The sequence below is a fragment of the Micromonospora vinacea genome (assembly GCF_015751785.1).
Taxonomy (GTDB): Bacteria; Actinomycetota; Actinomycetes; order Mycobacteriales; family Micromonosporaceae; genus Micromonospora; species Micromonospora vinacea.
The window spans coordinates 6,589,745-6,608,718 of sequence record NZ_JADOTY010000001.1 but is presented as its reverse complement, the minus strand read 5'-3'; the positions used below and the strand labels follow the sequence as shown (position 1 = coordinate 6,608,718).

The 18,974-nt window shown below is 68.3% G+C and carries 18 protein-coding genes; 7 read left to right on the top strand and 11 right to left on the bottom strand.

All coding sequences use genetic code 11. The features are described from left to right. Positions 1-87 precede the first annotated feature (87 nt). From IW249_RS30885 to IW249_RS30870, 4 genes are all read left to right on the top strand, one after another. Positions 88-3,045 (top strand): AfsR/SARP family transcriptional regulator, encoded by a 2,958-nt coding sequence (locus IW249_RS30885; protein WP_196924009.1) that lies wholly within the window; start codon positions 88-90, stop codon positions 3,043-3,045. 92 nt (positions 3,046-3,137) lie between these two features. After that, positions 3,138-3,569, top strand: coding sequence for a response regulator transcription factor (locus IW249_RS30880; protein WP_231392725.1), 432 nt, complete (start codon positions 3,138-3,140; stop codon positions 3,567-3,569). A gap of 26 nt (positions 3,570-3,595) precedes the next feature. Continuing rightward, positions 3,596-4,843, top strand: coding sequence for an FAD-dependent oxidoreductase (locus IW249_RS30875; protein ID WP_196924008.1), 1,248 nt, complete (start codon positions 3,596-3,598; stop codon positions 4,841-4,843). A gap of 8 nt (positions 4,844-4,851) precedes the next feature. Beyond that, positions 4,852-5,340, top strand: coding sequence for a MarR family winged helix-turn-helix transcriptional regulator (locus IW249_RS30870; RefSeq protein WP_231392724.1), 489 nt, complete (start codon positions 4,852-4,854; stop codon positions 5,338-5,340). A gap of 94 nt (positions 5,341-5,434) precedes the next feature. Here IW249_RS30870 and IW249_RS30865 read toward each other — a convergent pair whose 3' ends face one another. After that, a complete protein-coding gene (locus IW249_RS30865) occupies positions 5,435-6,025 on the bottom strand; it encodes a GNAT family N-acetyltransferase (protein ID WP_196924006.1) in 591 nt (196 codons plus the stop codon). Between the two features lie 258 nt (positions 6,026-6,283). Between IW249_RS30865 and IW249_RS30860 the strand changes: the two genes are divergently transcribed. Further along, entirely contained in the window at positions 6,284-9,469 is a 3,186-nt protein-coding gene (locus tag IW249_RS30860) for a penicillin acylase family protein (RefSeq protein ID WP_196924005.1), read from the top strand. Positions 9,470-9,601: 132 nt separating this feature from the next. Here IW249_RS30860 and IW249_RS30855 read toward each other — a convergent pair whose 3' ends face one another. Beyond that, complete coding sequence (locus IW249_RS30855) at positions 9,602-10,030, bottom strand: carboxymuconolactone decarboxylase family protein (protein ID WP_196924004.1); 429 nt, start codon at positions 10,028-10,030, stop codon at positions 9,602-9,604. 249 nt (positions 10,031-10,279) lie between these two features. Between IW249_RS30855 and IW249_RS34900 the strand changes: the two genes are divergently transcribed. Next, positions 10,280-10,402: a hypothetical protein gene (locus IW249_RS34900; RefSeq protein WP_269215346.1), complete on the top strand. Its 123-nt coding sequence runs from the start codon at positions 10,280-10,282 to the stop codon at positions 10,400-10,402. Between the two features lie 82 nt (positions 10,403-10,484). Here the strand turns inward: IW249_RS34900 and IW249_RS30850 are convergent, their stop codons facing one another. From IW249_RS30850 to msrB, 5 genes are all read right to left on the bottom strand, one after another. Continuing rightward, entirely contained in the window at positions 10,485-12,380 is a 1,896-nt protein-coding gene (locus tag IW249_RS30850; protein ID WP_196924003.1) for a Na+/H+ antiporter NhaA, read from the bottom strand. Positions 12,381-12,563: 183 nt separating this feature from the next. Then, positions 12,564-12,992, bottom strand: coding sequence for an OsmC family protein (locus IW249_RS30845; protein ID WP_196924002.1), 429 nt, complete (start codon positions 12,990-12,992; stop codon positions 12,564-12,566). Positions 12,993-13,383: 391 nt separating this feature from the next. Beyond that, the gene (locus tag IW249_RS30840; RefSeq protein WP_196924001.1) at positions 13,384-14,040 is read right to left on the bottom strand and encodes a TetR/AcrR family transcriptional regulator; all 657 of its coding nucleotides are present in this window, start codon (positions 14,038-14,040) and stop codon (positions 13,384-13,386) included. 284 nt (positions 14,041-14,324) lie between these two features. Further along, positions 14,325-14,831 (bottom strand): peptide-methionine (S)-S-oxide reductase MsrA, encoded by a 507-nt coding sequence (msrA, locus tag IW249_RS30835; RefSeq protein WP_196924000.1) that lies wholly within the window; start codon positions 14,829-14,831, stop codon positions 14,325-14,327. After that, complete coding sequence (gene msrB / locus IW249_RS30830) at positions 14,828-15,319, bottom strand: peptide-methionine (R)-S-oxide reductase MsrB (protein WP_196923999.1); 492 nt, start codon at positions 15,317-15,319, stop codon at positions 14,828-14,830. The genes msrA and msrB overlap by 4 nt, the downstream gene beginning before the upstream one ends. Positions 15,320-15,800: 481 nt before the next feature. Here msrB and IW249_RS30825 point away from each other — a divergent pair, with 481 nt between their 5' ends. Next, the gene (locus IW249_RS30825; protein WP_196923998.1) at positions 15,801-16,718 is read left to right on the top strand and encodes an NADP-dependent oxidoreductase; all 918 of its coding nucleotides are present in this window, start codon (positions 15,801-15,803) and stop codon (positions 16,716-16,718) included. A gap of 174 nt (positions 16,719-16,892) precedes the next feature. Here IW249_RS30825 and IW249_RS30820 read toward each other — a convergent pair whose 3' ends face one another. The 4 genes from IW249_RS30820 to IW249_RS30805 are packed head-to-tail and all read right to left on the bottom strand — an operon-like array spanning position 16,893 to position 18,952. Beyond that, positions 16,893-17,300: a GNAT family N-acetyltransferase gene (locus tag IW249_RS30820; protein ID WP_196923997.1), complete on the bottom strand. Its 408-nt coding sequence runs from the start codon at positions 17,298-17,300 to the stop codon at positions 16,893-16,895. Between the two features lie 49 nt (positions 17,301-17,349). Beyond that, the gene (locus IW249_RS30815; RefSeq protein ID WP_196923996.1) at positions 17,350-17,649 is read right to left on the bottom strand and encodes a DUF6510 family protein; all 300 of its coding nucleotides are present in this window, start codon (positions 17,647-17,649) and stop codon (positions 17,350-17,352) included. Continuing rightward, positions 17,646-18,386, bottom strand: coding sequence for an FAD-binding oxidoreductase (locus IW249_RS30810; RefSeq protein WP_196923995.1), 741 nt, complete (start codon positions 18,384-18,386; stop codon positions 17,646-17,648). Before IW249_RS30810 ends, IW249_RS30815 begins: the two co-directional genes overlap by 4 nt. Next, complete coding sequence (locus IW249_RS30805) at positions 18,356-18,952, bottom strand: sulfite oxidase-like oxidoreductase (RefSeq protein ID WP_196923994.1); 597 nt, start codon at positions 18,950-18,952, stop codon at positions 18,356-18,358. The genes IW249_RS30810 and IW249_RS30805 overlap by 31 nt, the downstream gene beginning before the upstream one ends. Between the last annotated feature and the right edge of the window lie 22 nt (positions 18,953-18,974).

Below are 18,974 nucleotides of genomic sequence, written 5' to 3'. Positions count from 1 at the left end.
CCGAAGGTACTGATCTGGCACCGCTTCTCGAATCACCCGAATCACGTAGTCCCCGTGTGTGGCGACCGACTCGACGGACAACGAGAGATGGGGGATGCGGGGACCCCGGGGCAGGCCGCAGGCTGGGCCGAAAAGCGAAGCCGCTGCCCTTCCATCTCTAGGATGTCAATCGTGACGACGCCCGACCGCAGGCTCCCGGACGGGCCGCAGTCCCACTGCGAGTTCAAGGTATTCGGCGGTCTTGGTTGCCGACGGGACGGCTCGGACGTCGATCTTGGCCCGGTACGCCAGCGGATCATCCTGGCGAAGCTCCTCGCCGCCGGGGGTGACGCGGTCAGCCTCGAGAACGTCATCGACAGCCTGTGGGACGAACAACCGCCGGCCAGCGCCGCCAACCAGATCCACCGGCACGTCGGGAACCTCCGGCGGATTCTCGAACCGGACCTGGACGTCCGCGAGACCGGTCGATACCTCCTACCGGCCGGTACGGGCTACCGCTTGATCCTCGCGACCGAGGCCTCCGATCTGGCCATGTATCGCGAGTTGGTCCGGCGGGCCCGTGAGGCGCTCGCCGGCGGGGACGCCGTGGCTGGTGTGCGGGCGTACCTGACCGCACTGGAGCTTGGCCGCAGCCCCGCGTTCACCGACCTGCCAACCAGTGCGTTGAGTTCGCCGGAGTTCGTCGCCATCGAACGGGAGCGCGTCGCGGTGGCGCTCGCGGCCGGCGAAGCCGCGATCGCCCACGGCATGGCCGGCACGGCGCTGACCCCACTGCTGAGCGTTGCCGCCGCGGCGCCGCTGGACGAGGCGCTACAGGCGTGCCTGATGCGCGCGTACGTGGCCACCGGTCATCGGGCGGAAGGGGTGCGGGTCTTCGAGCGGACCCGTCAACGTCTCGCCGAGGAACTGGGGGTGGACCCGGGGCAGGAACTGCGGGAGGCGTATCGGGAACTGCTCGCCAGTGGCTGGACCCTGCAGGAGGAACTGCGCCCGCCGGAGGCTCCCCGGCCCGCACAGCTGCCGCCGCAGGTCGCGGGCTTCGTCCGCCGAAACGACGTGGCAGCCGTGCTTGACGACCAACTGTCCGACGCGTTCAGCGATGCGACCATCGTGATCACCGTGCTCGGCGGGATGGGTGGCGTCGGCAAGACCGCGCTCGCCGTGCACTGGGCCCACCAGGTCGCCAGCGAGTTTCCCGATGGCCAGTTGTTCCTGAACCTGAGGGGTCTCGATCCGGACGGACGCGTCATGTCATCGGAGGAGGCGCTCGCCACGTTGCTCGCGTCCCTGGGCGAGCCGGCGGTCTCGTCACCGCAGGAGAACGTCGACGCGCAGGCAGCGCGTTACCGCAGTCGCCTCTTCGGTCGTCGGCTCCTGATCCTCCTGGACAATGCGCGCGACTCCGAGCAGGTCCGCCCGCTGTTGCCAGCCTCCCAGGGCTGTCTGGTCATCGTGACGAGTCGCAACCGGATGACGAGCCTGGTCACCCGGGAGGGCGCGCGTTACCTGCAGGTCGATCGGCTGACCGGGGCCGAGTCCCGCCAACTTCTGATCAACCGCCTCGGCGCCCGTCGCGCCACCACGAACCCGGACGCGTTGGACAAGGTCATCGCGCTCTGTGCCGGGCTGCCGCTCGCACTGGCGATCGTGGCGGCCCGCGTGGCCCTCAATCCGGCCCTGCCATTGAGCGCGGTCCTCAGCGACGTCTCGGCGCCGTCCGCCAGACTCGACGCGTTGTCCAGCGCGGACTCGTCCGACGATGTCCGGTCGGTGTTCTCGTGGTCGTATCGCGCCCTCGATCCGTCGACGGCGCAGGTGTTTCGTGCCCTCGCCGTCCATCCGGGTCCGGGGATCTCGCTGGAGTCGGCGGCCAGTGTCGCCGGAGTCGGGCGCGCACAGGCGCGCGCACTGCTCATGGAACTGGTGACCGCGAATCTGCTCGACGAGTCGCAGTTGGGGCTTTACGGTCTGCACGACCTGTTGCGAGCCTACGCGGGCGAGCTCCTCGACGAGGATCAAGAGCGACCGGGGTACGAGCGGCGTCTCGTCATGCACTACCTGCACTCGGCCCGCGCCGCCTACGCGAGCCACCACCGGCAGCCAGTCGGCACCGTCCGCGAACCGCCGTCGGAGGTGACGCCTGAATCGTTCGACAGCGTGCCACAGGCTGCCGCCTGGTATGCGCGGGAACGGTCCGCGTTGTGGGCGACGATCGATCTGGCCCTCGCACACGGCCTGGGGCGCGACGCGGCGGCCATGGTCCTCGCCGCCTCAGCGCCGGGCAGCAACTCCGTACCCGCGGGCCGGACAGAGACCGTACTCGCGATCCTCGACCTGGTCAGCGTGCTCGGCGAGCCACTGATGGAGGCGGAACTTCTTCGTACCGTCGGTGAGGTCTTCGCCCCGCTGCCACAGGCCGACGAATATCTCCGTCGAGCCCTGTCCATCTTCGACGGCGCCGGAGAACTCGCCGGACAAGCCGAGGTCCTGCGGAACCTCGCCGTACTCTCGTTGTCGCGTGGCGAACACGACGCCGCCAACGCCTACGGTGAACGCTCGGTGGGTCTTGCCCGGCAGACGGGGCACCAGGAACTGCTCGCCGTCTCGCTGCTGACACTCGCGAGAGCGCTCCTGGGATCCGACCAGTTCGAGGCTGGCACGCGGGTCGCGGACGAAGGGCTGGCTATCGCAGTGGCGCAGCACCTCGATCACCTGAAGATCTACTACGCCCAGCTCATCGCGGAGTCCTCCTGGAAACTCGGCCGGCTCGAACGAGCGGCGAAGGTGTCGGAGTGGGGGTTGACGGTGGGTGTCTGTGAGTCGAACGGTCCCCGGTGTGCCGTCGCGGCGATCCTCGCGCGGGCCGCATTCGATCTGGGCGACCTGGTGCGCGCGGAACGGGGGTGCCAGCAGTTCGAGAACCTGATCGCCGACAACGGCTTCCGGGAACTCATCGAGTTCTCCGGCATCGAGGAGGCCGAGGCATACCGGACCATGGTCGCGTATGTCCGGGCGCGGCTGAGCTTGATGAGGGGCGCTTCGTGAGCGGGTAGGGCGAGCACTGAGTCTGCACTCGTCGTGCACAACGGCGCGATCGGATGGTCGTCGAGACCCCGATCCCTCGCCCGAGGAGCACCATGCACTGCGTCGTAGCCGAGCCTGCCCGAGTCCTTCCCCGTGCGGCGCTGACCCCACGACAGGAACAGATCGCCCTGCTGGTGGCGGCGGGCTCCACGAACATCGAGGTCGCGACGCACCTGGTCATCAGCACCCATACCGTCAAACATCACCTACGCGGAGTGTTCCACAGGCTGGGCGTCGCGTCTCGCCGCGAACTACGCAGCAGGCTGGCCTGCCACGACACGACCAACCACTTCGCCCGCAGCTGCTGCCTGACCAGCCAGGAGCGGGACATCGCGCAGCGGGTCTCGAACGGCGCGTCCAACCGCGAGGTGGCGGCACAACTGTTCATCAGCCCGAGCACTGTGGACTATCACCTGCGCAAGATCTTCCGCAAGCTCGGCATCAGCTCACGCCGAGAACTCGCGAGACGAGACACCCTTGCCTAAATTATCTTAGTCATTAAGATAACCGCATGGGCATATCGACCGACTTCTCAGTGGCGATCGCCGGCGCTGGCCTCTCCGGCCTCTGCCTCGCCCAGTACCTGACGCGCGCCGGCATCGACGTGCACGTCTACGAGCGGGATTCGGGCCCCTTCGTCCGGCGGCAGGGCTACCGGATCATTCTCGACCGGTACGGGCTGGAGGCGCTGCGCGAGAGCCTGCCCCGCTCGCTGTACAACCTGGCGCTGACCACCGGCGACGAGCCCGGAGGGCACCTGCGCTTCACCGACAGCCGTCTGCGGGACGCCTTCACCATCACCTTCAAGGACGAGCCGCACGCGACCCGCCAGGTCGACCGGCTGACCCTGCGGTCGATCCTGCAGTCCGGGCTGGACGGGCGCATCCACTACGGCAAGGACGCCGTCGCGGTGGACAGCGCCGACCCGGCACGGCCGCGGCTGCTGTTCTCCGACGGCGGGGCCGCGGCGGCAAGCGTCGTCGTGGGCGCGGACGGCGTCGGCTCGGCGCTGCGCGCGCAGCTCATGCCGGACGCCGACCCGGCGAACACCCCGATGGCGGGCATCTACGGTCGGTCGCCCCTCCTGCGGAACGGCGAGAGTGTCATCCCGGACGCGCTGCGTACCAGCGGGGTCCTGGCCATCGCCGACCGGCCGGGCCGCGCCTTCTTCTTCACCTCCATGCGGTTCGGCGAGAGCCCGCGGGAGGCGTTCACGCGCCTGGCCCCGGGCAGCTATGCGCCCACCGGCGACGACTACGTCATGTGGGGGTTGCTGCTCCGGCAGGAGGAGGTGCCCATGGGCATCCGGGGCGACCTGCTGGCGCTGTGGAGACTGGCCTCCGGGATGAGCATGGACTTCCACCCGGTCATCCGGCGGCTGGTCGGCACGGCCGAGTTGGACGCCACGGTGCTCAACCTCTTCGCCACCGGCCAGCGCCCGCGCCGGTGGGCGGTGCCCCGGGCCACGATGATGGGCGACGCCGTACACGTCATGCCGCCGTTCGGCGCCCACGGCGGCAACACCGCCCTGCGCGACGCCGCAGTGCTCGGCCACAGGCTGGTCGAGGCCCGGGCCAGCGGCGCGCCGGTGGAGGAGGCGATCGCCGGCTACCAGGACGAGATGGTTCCCTACGCCTTCCGCGCCGTCGACACCGCCGCCGGGCTGATGCGCCGACTCACCGGGGGAGCGGCGGCACCACACTGGGTGCTGACCCGCGTGTTACCTCGACTGCACAGGGTCACCGTACCGGAGGCATGATTGCGGGCATGTCCCACGAGCCGGCCCGCGCGTCCGCGACCGCCGACCTGATGCGCGCCGGGCGGGAGACGGCCCGGCTGTCCATGGTTTTCCGGTACGCCATCGCGGAGCGGTTGGGCCTCACCGTGAGCGACCTGGAGTGCCTGGACTACCTGGCGGACGTCGGATCCGCTACCGCGGGGCAGGTCGCCGAGCGGACCAACCTCACCACCGGGGCGGTGACCAGCATGCTCCGCCGGCTCCAGCAGGCGGGCTACGTGACGGCCGATCGCGATCCGGCGGACCGGCGGCGGGTGATCGTCACCCTGCGGCCGGAACGGAGCGCCGAGTTGGAGCGGCCGTACGAGCGGTTCGCCGAGCGGGCGGAGCGGCTCATCGAGGGCTACAGCGTCGAGGAGGTCGAGCTGTTGGTCCGGCACTATGACCGCATGCAGGCGATGTACCTCGCCGAGCTGGACCGCCTCCGCAACGGCGACAGCGCGCAGCGGTCCTCCTGAGGCGACGGGGCGTCACTGACCGCGTTCCCGGTCCGCTGTCCGACGACGAGATGCTGCCGTCATCGAGAAGCCTGCTGCTGCGCTCACCAGTGCTTCATGGCCGCCCGAGAGCATTCGGTTGCTCCTGCGGTGCTGCCTCCCGATGCCATGTCTCGGCGAGGAGGGCGTAGGTGTAACCGTCCACCCAGCCCAGTTCGGCGTGCCAGGAATCGCCGAGGCCGTGCTGCTCACGACGCATGCCGACCTTTTCGAGGATTCGCACCGAAGCGAGGTTGTCCGCGAAACAGCCGGCGGTGATTCTCCGGATTCCCAGCCGTTCGATCGCGTACGCCACCACAGCGGAGACCGCCTCGGTCGCGTAGCCATGCCCGCCGTAGGCCGGATCGAAGATGTAGCCGAGATCGGCCTCGGTCCGTGGCGGCATGCCGGGTTGACCCATGCCGTCGACGGCCTTGAGCGAGACGGTTCCGATCACCACACCGTCGAGCGTGGCCGCCATGCTGTGGTCGTCGGGGTCCGCGGCCGCGCGTCGCCACGTCGCGCGGAAGGATGCGGGGTCGACCTGCGTGCGGAGTAGCCAGCGCGTGACCTGCGGCAGATTGCGGTACTCCAGGATCCGGTCGACGTCATCGTCACGCACCGGGCGAAGCTCGAGGCGCTCGGTGCGTACGGTGCTGTTCTCCATGCGGCGGACGCTAGTGGATGCACCCCGGCGAGACCCGCGAATTTCGAGCCGCCGACAGCGCTATGCGGCGAAACGTCGGCATTGGCGCCTGGTGAACGACGGGTATCCCGGACGGGGATTCGGCGTCGATCATTGCCCGAAGATAGATGCGAGTCACTCTCACCTCCTGGCGCGACGCCCGGGCGCGGAGGGCGAGACGTCGGCACCGTAAGCCGGGCGTGACCGAACGGCCCGACTCCGCGTCCCCGGAGGATCGCCATGCCCCGTCCCGCTGTCCGTACCCGGCTCGCGGCGTTCACCGCCGCCGTCCTGACCGCGAGCGTCCTGACGGTGACCCCGCCGTCGCCGGCGCTGGCCGCCAGCACGTTCGCCGCCAACGACTACTGTCTCGGCCAGTGCGCCGACATCCTGCCCCCGGGGCAGAACGGCAACGCCACGCTGGTCGCCATCCTGGCGCACCAGGCGCTCGGCACCCGCCCGGCGCACTCCAGCGACCAACTCGACGAGTACGCGAACCTGGTCTACAACTACGCCGGGCTGACCGACGAGCAGATCGCCCACTTCTACAACGACGCCTCGTTCGGCGTCCCCGCCGCGCAGGTGGAGAGCACCGTCTCGCCGCGAGCGGACGTCACCATCGTGCGGGACAAGGCCACCGGCGTCCCGCACGTCACCGGCACCACCCGCGCCGGCACCATGTTCGGCGCCGGCTACGCCGGGGCGCAGGACCGGCTCTGGGTGATGGACCTGCTGCGGCACGCCGGTCGCGGGACGCTCACCTCGTTCGCCGGCGGCGCGCCCGGCAATCGTGAGCTGGAGCAGAGCATCTGGGCCAACTCGCCCTACTCGGAGACGGACCTGCAGGCGCAGGTCGACGCGCTGCGCCTCAAGGGTGCCCGTGGCCAGCAGCTCTACACCGACGTGGTCGACTACATCGCCGGCATCAACGCCTACATCGACAAGTCGATCGCCGAGGACAACTACCCCGGTGAGTACGTCCTCGCGGGCGCCGGCAAGCCGACGCACTTCACAATGACCGACCTCATCGCCACCGCCGGGGTCGTCGGCGGGCTCTTCGGTGGGGGCGGCGGCAGCGAGATCCAGTCCGCGCTGGTCCGGGTGGCCGCCCGCGCCAAGTACGGCGCCACCGAGGGCGACCGGGTATGGGCGGCGTTCCGCTCCCAGAACGACCCGGAGACCGTGCTCACCCTGCACGACGGACAGAGCTTCCCGTACGGGGCGACGCCGCCCGGCGCGACCAGCGCGGTGCTCCCCGACGCCGGCTCGGTGGTCGCCGAGCCCCTCGCGTACGACGCCAGCGGCGGGGCCGCCGCCCGCACCGGTGTCAGCACCGCCACGCAGGGGCTGCTCGGCGGCCTGTCCAACCTGCGCGCGCACGGCATGTCCAACGCGGTGGTGGTCTCCGGACGGCACACCACCACCGGCAACCCGGTCGCCGTGTTCGGGCCCCAGACCGGCTACTTCGCGCCGCAGCTGCTGATGCTCCAGGAGTTGCAGGGGCCGGGCATCAGCGCTCGTGGCGCCGCGTTCGCCGGGCTCAACCTCTACGTGCTGCTCGGACGGGGCCAGGACTACGCGTGGAGCGCGACCTCCGCGTCCCAGGACCTCACCGACACGTACGCGGTGCCGCTGTGCACCACCGACGGCAGCGCCCCGACGTTGCGCACCAACCGCTACCTCTACCACGGGCAGTGCCTCGCCATGGAGGCGCTGGAGCAGCGCAACTCCTGGTCGCCGACGCTTGCCGACTCCACCCCGGCCGGTTCGTACACGCTTCGCGCGCTGCGCACCAAGTACGGGCTGGTGTCCTACCGGGGCCTGGTGAACGGGCAGCCGACCGCGTTCACCAAGCTGCGCTCGACCTACCGGCACGAGGCTGACTCGGCGATCGGCTTCCAGGCCTACAACGACCCGTCGGCGATGGGCAGCGCGGCTGCCTTCCAGGCCTCCGCGGCCACCGTCGGGTACGCGTTCAACTGGTTCTACGTCAACTCGACCGAGGCGGCGTACTTCAACTCCGGCTCGAACCCGGTCCGTCCGGCCACCGCCGACCCGAACCTGCCCACGAAGGCCGAACCGGCGTACGAGTGGGCCGGCTGGAACCCGGACACCAACGATGCCACCTACACCCCGGCGTCGGCACACCCGCAGTCGGTCAACCAGGACTACTACGTCAGCTGGAACAACAAGCAGGCGCGGGACTTCGGGGCCGCTGACGGCAACTTCAGCTTCGGCTCCGTACACCGGGCTCAGTTGCTCGACGGCCCGGTGCGCGCCGCGATCGCCCAGCGCAAGCTCGGCCGCGCCGACGTCGTCAGAATCATGGCGGATGCCGCGGTGACCGACCTGCGCGGCCAACAGGTTCTCGGTGACCTGCTTCGCGTGCTGGACAGCACGCCGGTCACCGATCCGGCGTTGGCCGACGCGGTCGGCAAGCTGCGCGCGTGGCAGCAGGCCGGGGTCCGCCGGGTGGAGACGTCCCCCGGCTCCAAGGTCTACCAGCACGCCGACGCGATCCGGATCTTCGACGCCTGGTGGCCGCTGCTGGCCTCGGCGCAGTTCCGCCCCGGCCTCGGGCCGGACCTCTACGCCGCGCTGGTCGACGCCATCGAGGTGAACGAGGCACCGTCGGGCGGCCAGAACGGGGGACGCGACGGCGTCGCGAGCTGGGCGTTGCAGGGGCAGGCCCACAAGGGATCGTCGTTCCAGTACGGCTGGTGGGGCTACGTCGACAAGGACCTGCGCACGGTCCTCGGCGACCCGGTGGCCGGTGGGCTGGGCCGCGCGTACTGCGGCAACGGCAACCTCGACGCGTGCCGGCAGGCTCTGCTCGACGCGCTCGGCCAGGCCGCCGCGGTGCCGGCCACCACTGTCTACCCCGGAGACAAGTCCTGCGGGGCCGGCGACCAGTGGTGCGCCGACTCGATCGCCCAGTCCGGGCTCGGCGGCATCACCCACCCGCTGATCGCCTGGCAGAACCGCCCCACCTACCAGCAGGTCGTCTCGTTCCCGGCGCGCCGGGGCGACGACGTCACCAACCTGGCGCAGGGCCGCCCGACCACTGCGTCGAGCACCCAGTTCCTCACCGGCCACACGCCGGGCAAGGCGGTCGACGGCAGCCTCGGCAGCCGGTGGGCCAGCAGTTACAACGACAACCAGTGGCTCCGGGTCGACCTCGGCGCGGCCCGCAGCGTCAGCCGGGTCGTGCTGCGCTGGGAAGCCGCGTACGGCACCTCGTACCGGATCGAGGTCTCCGGCGACGGCAACTCCTGGACGCCGGTGTTCACCACCGCCGCCGGCAACGGCGGCGTCGACAACGCCACCTTCGCCCCGGTCACCGCCCGCTACGTGCGGGTGTACGGGGTCAAGCGGGCCACCTCGTACGGGTTCTCGCTCTACGAATTCGAGCTGTACGGAAAGTGATCTCGCCCGGAGGGGGCGGCCGGAACCACCCGCCGGCCCCTCCGGACGTGCGCAGCGCCATGGCTGGCAGCCGGGGTCTGAAGCGATCAGCACGGCTGCGAGCCTGCTCCGATCACAGCGCCGGGTATCACCTCACACGGCAGGCGCCGTCGTGGGCATGGCACCCTCGGCGAGCTTGAGTCGCGTCCAAATGTTCATGTTGATGACAACAGCCACGATCTCCTGGATCTCGTCCTCCGTGAAGTGCGCAGCCACCCGGTCGTGTGCCCCCTGGAGCCGCGTGTTGACTGTGACGTCGGAGGCCCGGGTCAACGCCTCGGCGTAGGCCAGGGCGGCTTGTTCCTCTTCGGTGAACAGGTGCGTCTCCCACCACGCGGTGAGGGTTTCGACCTTGGACGGCGGGATGTCGGCGACGCGGGCGGCGGCGTGGTGCACCAGAAGGCAGTAGCTGCAATTGTTGATCTGCGCGACGCGTAATCGCAGAAGCTGAGCCAGGGCCTGGTCCACCTGGAGCGTCGCGGTATGGCCGAAAGCTGCGGCCCCGGCGTTTGCCAGAGCCATGAGTTGTTCGTTTGTGACGTTCAGTCGGACGTTCTGAATCCTGGTATCCAAGAGGTGACCTCCTATAGGTGACAACGACAAGACCAGTGGTGGGGACGTCCACTTGGTGCGCAGCCCCCAACATCGGAAGAAATCCTCCGACCTCGCCGGAACGGGCTGAACGCTCACAGGTCGGCGCCGGGTCGCCGCCGAGATGGGTGACGGGCGCGGACCCGCGGCGTGTGATCAGATGGTGCGACGAGCGCCGGAATGAGCCTTTCTCAGCTGGGACAATTTCTGCTCAAAGACACAGTGCTTCTCGGTGCCGCTCTCGTGACAGCTGTCGAGTCGCTGCGCGCGGCCGCCCTGCTGACCTGCCCGCGAGCGCGATGAATCAGGAGCTTCGCGTCGGGCAAGAGTCCGCGTGGCAAGATCTGCCGGCCGACGGACGTGCCGTCGTGTCAACAGAACGCGTCTAACTACGAATCGATGGCGCGTCGCGGCCGAGGCGGGCGCGGGCCCGGGCCCGGGCCATACGAATGGCCGCGGTCAAGGCCGTGATGTCGTAGGCGCCGTAGTGGCGGCGGCCGTTGATGAAGAACGTCGGGGTGCCGGACACTCCGCTGTTGTCGGCGGACTCGATGTCACTGTCGATGCGGGCGGCGTGGGCATGGCTGGTCAGATCGTCGTGGAACCGTTTCTGATCCAGACCGAGGTCGTCGGCGTACTTGATCAGAGCGGTGATGTCCAGTTCGCCCTGGTGGTCGAGCAACAGGTCATGCATCTGCCAGAATTTTCCCTGAGCGGCGGCTGCTTCGGTGGCCTCGGCTGCGAGTCGGGCGTGCGGATGCACGTCTGACAGAGGCAGGTGACGCCACACGAAGCGCAGGTCGGCGTCGCCCAGCAGCTGCCGGATGACCGGTTCGGCCTTCCCGCAGTACGGGCACTGGAAGTCGCCGTACTGCACCAGCGTTACCGACGCATCGGCTGGGCCGCGGACGTGGTCCTGCTTCTCGTCGACCGCCGGGGTGAGGTCGATCAGCTCCGTCATGTGGCCGAAGAGCGCCCGGATGCGCTTGTCCTGAGGCAACGTGTTGGTGGCGCGGAACGCGATCCACGTCAGTGCTGAGGATACGATCGCGGCGCTGAGCACCCCGACTTTGGCCTCGGCCAGTTGGTCGCCGGTGAAGGCCAGGCTGGCGACCAGCAGTGACACCGTGAAGCTGACACCGGCGATCGTGCCGCTGCCGAGCACACCCGCCCAGCCCACGGCCGGACGGATACGCCCGTGGGAGAGCCAGGTGAGCCCGGCCGAGGTGCCGATCACGGCGAGCGGCTTGCCGACGACATACCCGAGCAGCACGCCCCAGGTGACAGGCGACGCGAACGCCTGGGCCAGGAACGGACCGTCGATGCTGATCCCGGCGTTGGCCAGGCCGAACAGCGGCACGATGACGTAGCTGGACCATGGGTGGTAGATGCGCTGAAGGCGGTCGTTGGGCGATAGGGTGTTCGCCAGGCCGATCGAAGCCGTACGCGCGAGCGTGGGCGTCGGCTGCTCACGGAATGACCGGAACAGCCCGGTGACTTTTTCGAGGTCAGATCGGCCGGGAGAGTAGGCAAACGCGGTCAATCCGATGGCCAAGCCGGTCACCACAGGGTCGACTCCGCTGACCAGCAGCGCGCCCCACATCACGACGGCGACCGGCACGTACGCCCAGCCGCGTCGGACGCCGCCTGCGCCGATGGCCAACATGACCGCGAATGCCGCCCCGGCCACCACGATGGGCAGCACCCTGATGTCCTCGCTGTAGACCAGGGCGATGACGATGAGTGCGACCAAATCGTCGACCACGAACACGGTGAGCAGGAAGATCCGGACCCGGTCGGGCACACCTCGGCCGAGCAGGGCCAGCAGACCCAGCGCGAGGGCCGTGTCGGTCGACATAGCCACGCCCCAACCATGCGCGCCCGGCCCGCCGTGGTTGATCCCCAGGAAGATCAGTACCGGGATCAGCATGCCAATCAGGCCGGCCACGCTGGGCAGCACGAAACGTCGCCGGTCGCGGAGGTCACCGAGGTCGAACTCGCGCCGCGCCTCAAGGCCGACGACAAGGAAGAACAGCGTCATCAAGCCACTGTTGATCCAGGTTTGCAGGTCGCGGGAGAGTTCGAGGTGCCCGAGGCGAAGGGACAACTGGGTGCGCCATACGGCTTCGTAGGAGCCGACGTCGATGTTGGCCCAGAACAGTGCGGCGACGATGGCGGCCACGAGCACGCCGGCGCTGCCGGACTCGATTCGCAAGAATGCTCGCAGCGGTGACGCCAGGTTCCGCTTCCGGATCGTTCGGCCGGTCTTGGTTTCGGTCACACGTCACCTTCCGACGTGCCGGCCGCGCCAGCACGGATAGCTAGACCACGTGGCGCACGCGACCCCCCGACCTGGCGCTGCTGGTCGCCACTCAGCAGCACCAGGCGTCCGGTTCAGTACTGATCGCGCCGCCCTGGCGGCCGTCGGCTGCCGAGAGAGCGCCGAGCAGCAGACGGCCTGTTCTCAGCGCGGCCCGACGAACGCGGTCCGCACGCTCCACGCGAACTGAATCAGCAGGGTCACCGGGGACCTCTCGGCAATGTCGTGCATCACCTTCAGGTCGTCGGGGTCGGGCTCCTCGCTGAGCGTGATCGTGCGCTGCAGGTAGCGCTCTGCGCCTTCCTGCTCGGGTTCGTGGTAGTCGATTTCGACGGTGATATCGCCGGCGGTGTCGTACTTGTAGTCGACATACTGCCGCAGCGTCTGAGCAGTGCACGACGCGAGCGCCATCAACAGGTACTCCGTCGGCGTCGGGCCGTCCCCGAGTGCGCCGTTGTGTGGTTCATCGGCGACGAACGTGAAGCCGCGGGTAGTCATGTCCGTGCGCCGACGCTCGGTGGCCGGAAGGACAACTCGGGCCGATGCGACGACATGATCATGAGTGGTTTCCATCAGCCGTGCCTTCCTGTAGATCCAGTGGTGAGGGTCCAGGGATACGCAGCCAGCAGCAGCCGGAGCCGGAGCCGGAGCAGGGGGCCGTGGCCAGGCGTATCACCTCATGGCCGGGTGCCTTCGGAGGTTAGCCTCAGCGGACTAGTTAGTCCAATCGCCCGTTCGCTCCCAGGGTTGGGTGCTGGGCGAATCTGGACGGCGTGGTGTATCAAGCTGCACTGACAGCGGCGAGGGGTCAGCATTGCCCCGGATGGCTCGATCAACACCAGGCCCGATAATGGACCAGAAGGTCTGTTGATCCTGCGTTGGCGGAGGGCCTGCCGGATGGGATCCAGGGTCGCCGCCGGGATCGATCCCGCTGGTGGTGGTTACGGAGGTCGGGGTGCCCCAGTTAAGGGGTCGGCTCACCGGACGGCTGCACGAGGAACGATTTGATGTGTTCCAGTGCCATGTCCAGCGCGACTCCCATGGGTGCGACGTCGTGCGCGGCGTTCGCCAGCAGGTAGCCGCCCTGCAATGCGGCCATCAACCCCGTGGCCAACTTCTCCGGGTCGGCGTCCTGGCGCAGTAGACCGCTGTCCCGCATCCGGTGCAGACCGTCACTGATCAGCTTTTCCCATGCAGCGAACGTCTCCGACAGCGACGATCGAGCCTGCTCATCTTGGTCGGACAGCTCAAGAGCCATCGACCCGAGGCCGCACCCGTATTTGCCGTTGTTCAGCGAGTTGGCCTGGACCAGCGCGTTACGCCATCGGACCAGCCCTGAGAATGATCTCAGTCGTTCGAGCCCTGCACGCTCACGCTGAAGCACAAGCGCGCCTCGATACTTGACCAAGGCGCGCACAAGTTCCTGCTTGTCGGCGAAGTGGTGGTAGAGCTGAGACTTGCTCGTCTGGCTTGCCTCGCGGATGTCGTCAAGGGTCGTCGCGTTCACTCCGCGTACGAGCATCAGCCGGTTCGCGGCCTCGAGGATTCGTTCGCGGGTCGCGATGCCCCGTTGACTGATCCTCCGCCTATTTGTCGGCGCAGCCACCTGCTCGTCGCTCATCTGTCAAGTGTATCCAGCGCACCAGATAATCCAGGGAGAATGGGACCTTGGAGTCCATAGGTGTCGTGTCCGCTCGATGAGCGTGCTACAGCTCGTCAGACCATCTTTCGGGGAAGTCCTAATGGACTATTTGGTCCTGCTGGAAAGAGGTTCCTGCTGTTGTTGGGCGATGCCTCGTGAGCGGCACTCCGGCTAGAGCCCGAACCGATCTGGCGGACTCCTCGTCCGGGCCGATCACTTCGGCCCGGACCGGCGCGCGGACCCGGGTCCGCGCGCCGGAGGTGTCAGGCCGTCGGCCGCTTCGGAAGCTTCCACCCCGGGCGGGGGAAGTGGCAGGTGTATCCGTCGGGGTAGGTCTGCAGGTAGTTCTGGTGCTCAGGCTCGGCTTCCCAGAAGTCGCCTGCCGCGGTGACCTCGGTGACGACCGTGCCAGGCCACAAGCCCGAGGCGTCGACATCGGCGATCGTGTCCTCGGCGACCCGCTTCTGCTCGTCGTTGGTGTAGAAGATCGCCGAGCGGTAGCTCATGCCGATGTCGTTACCCTGGCGGTTCTTCGTCGACGGGTCGTGGATCTGGAAGAAGAACTCGAGCAGCGCACGGAAGTCGGTCTGGTCGGTGTCGTAGACGACCTCGATGGACTCCGCGTGGGTGCCGTGGTTGCGGTAGGTGGCGTTCGGGACGTCGCCGCCGCTGTACCCGACGCGCGTGGACACGACGCCGGGCTGGCGGCGGAACAACTCCTCCATGCCCCAGAAGCAGCCGCCGGCCAGAATCGCCTTTTCGGTGTTCACATCGTCTCCTTGCCTGTCGTCGTGCTGGTGTTGGTGTCACTCGTGAACAGGGCGCGGTATTCGCCGTACCCTGCGTTCGCCAGGTCGTCGAGGTGGATGAACCGCAGCGACGCCGAGTTGATGCAGTAGCGCAGTCCGCCCTTCTCGGAGGGACCGTCGTTGAAGACGTGGCCGAGGTGGCTGTTCCCGTGCAACGAGCGGGCCTCGGTCCGGATCATTCCGTGGCTGGAGTCTTCGCGCTCGACGACGTTCGTCCTGGCGATCGGCTGGGTGAAGCTCGGCCAGCCGGAGTTGCTGTCGTACTTGTCGACAGATGCGAACAGCGGCTCGCCGGACACGACGTCGACGTAGATGCCGGGCTCATGGTTGTCCCAGTAGGCGTTGGCGAACGGTCGCTCGGTGCCGTCCTGCTGGGTCACGCGGTACTGCTCCGGGTTGAGCCGCGAAACGGCCTCCGGGTTCTTGCGGTACTGGGTGTGCTGGTGCACAGCTCTCCCTTCATGGCCTTGCGACGCACAGCTGCGGAGCCAGGCGGGGTGCACCTGGACACGTAAGTACAGACAATCCCCGGGTTGGCCATATTCCCGCAGCCGTTGCCTTGAATGGACCCCAGAGTCCAGGGCGAAATCTGCGGCAGAGACGGAAGATCACCTTTCACTGATGTTGAGCTGGGATTTATCCTGACCTCAGCCGTGACCGCCTGACTCAATAGCGGACTTGACAGACCAGTTTCGCCGCAACTAGCTTCGGGATCTCCGACGGGATGCCTCCGGTAGCGATGCGCTGCCCGACCTGCCCGCCGGCTTTGAGTTCGGCAGACGTCCCCGCCACTCGGCGACAACCTCGCGCCGCAGCCGCTGCCGGTCAGCGTGGTGTGGCACGGCGCCGAGGCTTGGCGCCGCCAATGCTGGGAACGGAGTTGTGCTCCTCGTGGCAGTGCGGCGAGGACCGGATGCAAGGAGGTATCTGATGAAGGCGATCGTGGTGACGGACGAGGCTGCGGGAACGGCCGGGATGACGCTGGTGGAGCGGCCTGAGCCGGAACCGGCCATCAACGACGTCGTTGTCCAGGTTCATGCGGCGGGGTTCGTCCCGACCGAGATGGCATGGCCCTCGACCTGGACAGATCGCCTCGGCCGTGACCGGACTCCGTCGATACCCGGGCACGAGCTGGCCGGAGTGGTAAGCGCACTCGGCTATGGCACGACGGGACTGTCGGTGGGACAGCGGGTCTTCGGCCTCACGGACTGGACCCGCGACGGCACCCTGGCGGAGTATGTGGCCGTCGAGGCGCGCAACCTCGCACCGCTGCCCGGCGACGTCGACTTCACGGTGGGCGCGAGCCTGCCGATCTCTGGTCTGACCGCGTGGCAGGGACTGTTCGAGCACGGCCGCCTTCGGGCGGGGCAGAGCGTCCTCGTGCACGGCGCGGCCGGCGCAGTCGGTTCGATGGTGACGCAGCTCGCACGTGAGTTCGGCGCTTACGTCATCGGCACCGGACGCGCTGCCGACCGACAGAAGGCGTTCGACTTCGGCGCGCAGGAGTTCGTCGACCTCGAGAACGACGTCCTCGAAGACGTCGGTGGAGTTGATCTGGTTTTTGACGTCATCGGCGGCGACATCGGGAAACGGTCGACAGGCCTGATTCGAGCCGGAGGAACGCTCGTGTCCGTCGTCGGGCCGCCCGAGGTGCGGCCCGTGGACGCCCTGACGATCGATTTCGTCGTGACGTCTGATCGCGGCCAACTGGTTGAAATCGTCCAACGGGTACGAGACGGGCGACTCCGGACGAACATCGGCAACGTCGCGGGCCTCGACGACGCCGTCGCCGCTCTCAACCCGACCGAGCGGATCACCGGAAAGACGATCATCCGCGCTCGCTCGTAAGGATTCGGGGGCGGCTACCGGTTCCGCTGTCCTCGGGGATCACCGCCGACGGCATGGTCGGCGGCAACTGGCCCTCGGAACGTAACACCGCGATCTCGCCGGCGGAGCTGCGGACGTGCCCACGCGTTCGCAGCCCGCAGCCGCCGGGGAAGCCGGGCGCGACGACGCGCGTGTTCAATGCCCCCGCTCGGTGGGGTGCGACCGAGGGGATGCCGGGTCCAGCACGTCGGCATACTCCAGATGAGCGCTGACGAATGCTGCCGCGAACGGACACGTCACGGTAGCGGTCTTCCCCTGCATGCGCAGCTCGTCGAGGACGCCGGCGATGAGCCTGCTCGCTACTCCCTTCCCCCGGAACTCGGGGAACACGGATGTCGCCGACAGGATGACGCGGCTTCCGACCTTGCTGTAGACCAGCCCTGCGGCTGTCCGGCCCCCGATCGCAGCCTCGTAGATGCCGCTCGCGCCGTTGTTGGTGATGACGAAGTCTTCCGCGCCGGGCGGGGTGGCTACCGACAGGTTCGAGCCACCCGAGTCCTGCTCGGCGCTGGTCAACGTGATCATGTCTCCGGTGTTGTTCACCAATTTCTCCTCAGATCACTCCGCCGCGATTGTGCGGATTCCTCGATGTTCAGGTGATCGGCAGCGGGATGCTGACGACGAGCGACCCACGCAGATCGACCAGGGCCCGATCGGCCGTGCGCACCAGGCGCATGACGACGTTCTCGCAGCCGGGACATCGGGCGACGAGGCCCGGCGCTCGGTCGAACACGCGCATCGCGGCCAGCGGACGGGTCATCCGGCAGCCGGCGCAGGTGAGCTCGGCAACGGTGAGGTCAGCCCCGATGATCTCACCGAGCGGTCCGGCGAGGGCGTTACCGTCCACCCAGGGTCGATCGTCTGCTCCGACGTCGGTGGTCGGCACGGTCATCCTCCAGTGGGTCCGAAACGTTCGGTGCGGATGTTCGAGGGGTTGTAACCGATGTCGACGAGAAGGTCGGCCACGGTTTCGACGAATCCGGTGGGCCCGCAGACGAACGCGACAACGTCGGCATCGCGGGGCCAGGCGACGCGGGCAAGGATGTCCGCGTCCAGTCGTCGAGGTGGGGCCGGCCAGCCGGACGGCACAACCCTGGTATAGACGTGGGTGACGGCGACGGGAGTATCGCCTGTGGCTTGTGCAGTCGCAAGATCCGCCGTGAACAGTGCATCCGACGGGGACCGGGTCGAGTAGAGCAGCCTGGTGGGAGTCGTCGCCGCACGCACCATCGACATCAGGGGCGCCACGCCGGATCCGCCGCCGATCAGCAACGCCGGGCGCGGGTCGGCGGGTCGGCGCACGAACCAGCCGCCGAGCGGTCCACGGATCTCGAGGTGGTCACCCGGCTCCGCAACCTCGACGAGGTGCGGCGAGACCTCGCCGTCAATCACCGCCTGGACGGTCACCTCGAGCCGGTCGGGCCCCGGGGCGGACGAGATCGAGTAGCTGCGGTGCGCCATGTACCCGTCGGGAGCCGACAACCGGACGTCGACGTGCTGGCCCGGTACGTGACCTGTCCAGCCGTCGACGTCGAGGACCAGGGTCCGCGCCGTCGCAGTCTCCGCGCGCGTGGCGGCGACGGTCGCCGGCTGCCAGGTCAGTCCTCCAGGTACCGCTGCTCGCGCCATGGGTCACCGTCGTTGTGGTAGCCGGCCGTCTCCCAGAACCCGGGCTCGTCGTCGAGACGCAGTTCCAGAGCGCGCAGCCATTTCGCGCTCTTCCAGAAGTACAGGTGAGGAACGAGGAGGCGAGCTGGCCCGCCGTGCACAGGAGCCAGCGGCTCGCCGTCAAACTCGTACGCCACCCAGGCCTGGCCGTCGAGAAGGCCCTCGAGCGGGATGTTCGTGGTGTAGCCGCCGTAGGAGTGGGCGACCACGTACTCGGCAGTGGTCTCGACGTCGGCCAGCAACGTGTCCACGGAGACGCCTCGCCAGCTCGTGCCGAACTTCGACCAGCGTGTGACGCAATGGATGTCCACGGTCGGCTCGTCGGCAGGAAGGGCGGTGAACTCCGCCCACGACCACGTGCTTCGCTCACCGGTCTCGGTGACGACGGCGAGCTCCCACTCGTCGAGGTCGATGCGCGGTGTCGGTCCCGCCGACAGTACCGGGAAGTCGTCCGTGCGGTACTGGCCGGGTGGGAGATCGGCGTCGTCGCGTCTGCGGCCACCGAAACCGCGGGTGATCACTGCCATGCGCCCCGCCTTGAGTTGTGGC

Excerpts from the sequence above, each read along its gene's own strand:
- IW249_RS30870 (WP_231392724.1), top strand. The coding sequence starts at position 4,852 with ATGTCCCACGAGCCGGCCCGCGCGTCCGCGACCGCCGACCTGATGCGC.
- IW249_RS30810 (WP_196923995.1), bottom strand. The coding sequence starts at position 18,386 with ATGGCGCGAGCAGCGGTACCTGGAGGACTGACCTGGCAGCCGGCGACC.
- IW249_RS34900 (WP_269215346.1), top strand. The coding sequence starts at position 10,280 with ATGAGCCTTTCTCAGCTGGGACAATTTCTGCTCAAAGACACAGTGCTT.
- IW249_RS30860 (WP_196924005.1), top strand. The coding sequence starts at position 6,284 with ATGCCCCGTCCCGCTGTCCGTACCCGGCTCGCGGCGTTCACCGCCGCC.
- IW249_RS30840 (WP_196924001.1), bottom strand. The coding sequence starts at position 14,040 with ATGAGCGACGAGCAGGTGGCTGCGCCGACAAATAGGCGGAGGATCAGT.
- IW249_RS30845 (WP_196924002.1), bottom strand. The coding sequence starts at position 12,992 with ATGGAAACCACTCATGATCATGTCGTCGCATCGGCCCGAGTTGTCCTT.
- IW249_RS30855 (WP_196924004.1), bottom strand. The coding sequence starts at position 10,030 with ATGGCTCTGGCAAACGCCGGGGCCGCAGCTTTCGGCCATACCGCGACG.
- IW249_RS30875 (WP_196924008.1), top strand. The coding sequence starts at position 3,596 with ATGGGCATATCGACCGACTTCTCAGTGGCGATCGCCGGCGCTGGCCTC.
- IW249_RS30880 (WP_231392725.1), top strand. The coding sequence starts at position 3,138 with ATGCACTGCGTCGTAGCCGAGCCTGCCCGAGTCCTTCCCCGTGCGGCG.
- IW249_RS30805 (WP_196923994.1), bottom strand. The coding sequence starts at position 18,952 with ATGGCAGTGATCACCCGCGGTTTCGGTGGCCGCAGACGCGACGACGCC.
- IW249_RS30865 (WP_196924006.1), bottom strand. The coding sequence starts at position 6,025 with ATGGAGAACAGCACCGTACGCACCGAGCGCCTCGAGCTTCGCCCGGTG.
- IW249_RS30825 (WP_196923998.1), top strand. The coding sequence starts at position 15,801 with ATGAAGGCGATCGTGGTGACGGACGAGGCTGCGGGAACGGCCGGGATG.
- IW249_RS30885 (WP_196924009.1), top strand. The coding sequence starts at position 88 with ATGGGGGATGCGGGGACCCCGGGGCAGGCCGCAGGCTGGGCCGAAAAG.
- IW249_RS30815 (WP_196923996.1), bottom strand. The coding sequence starts at position 17,649 with ATGACCGTGCCGACCACCGACGTCGGAGCAGACGATCGACCCTGGGTG.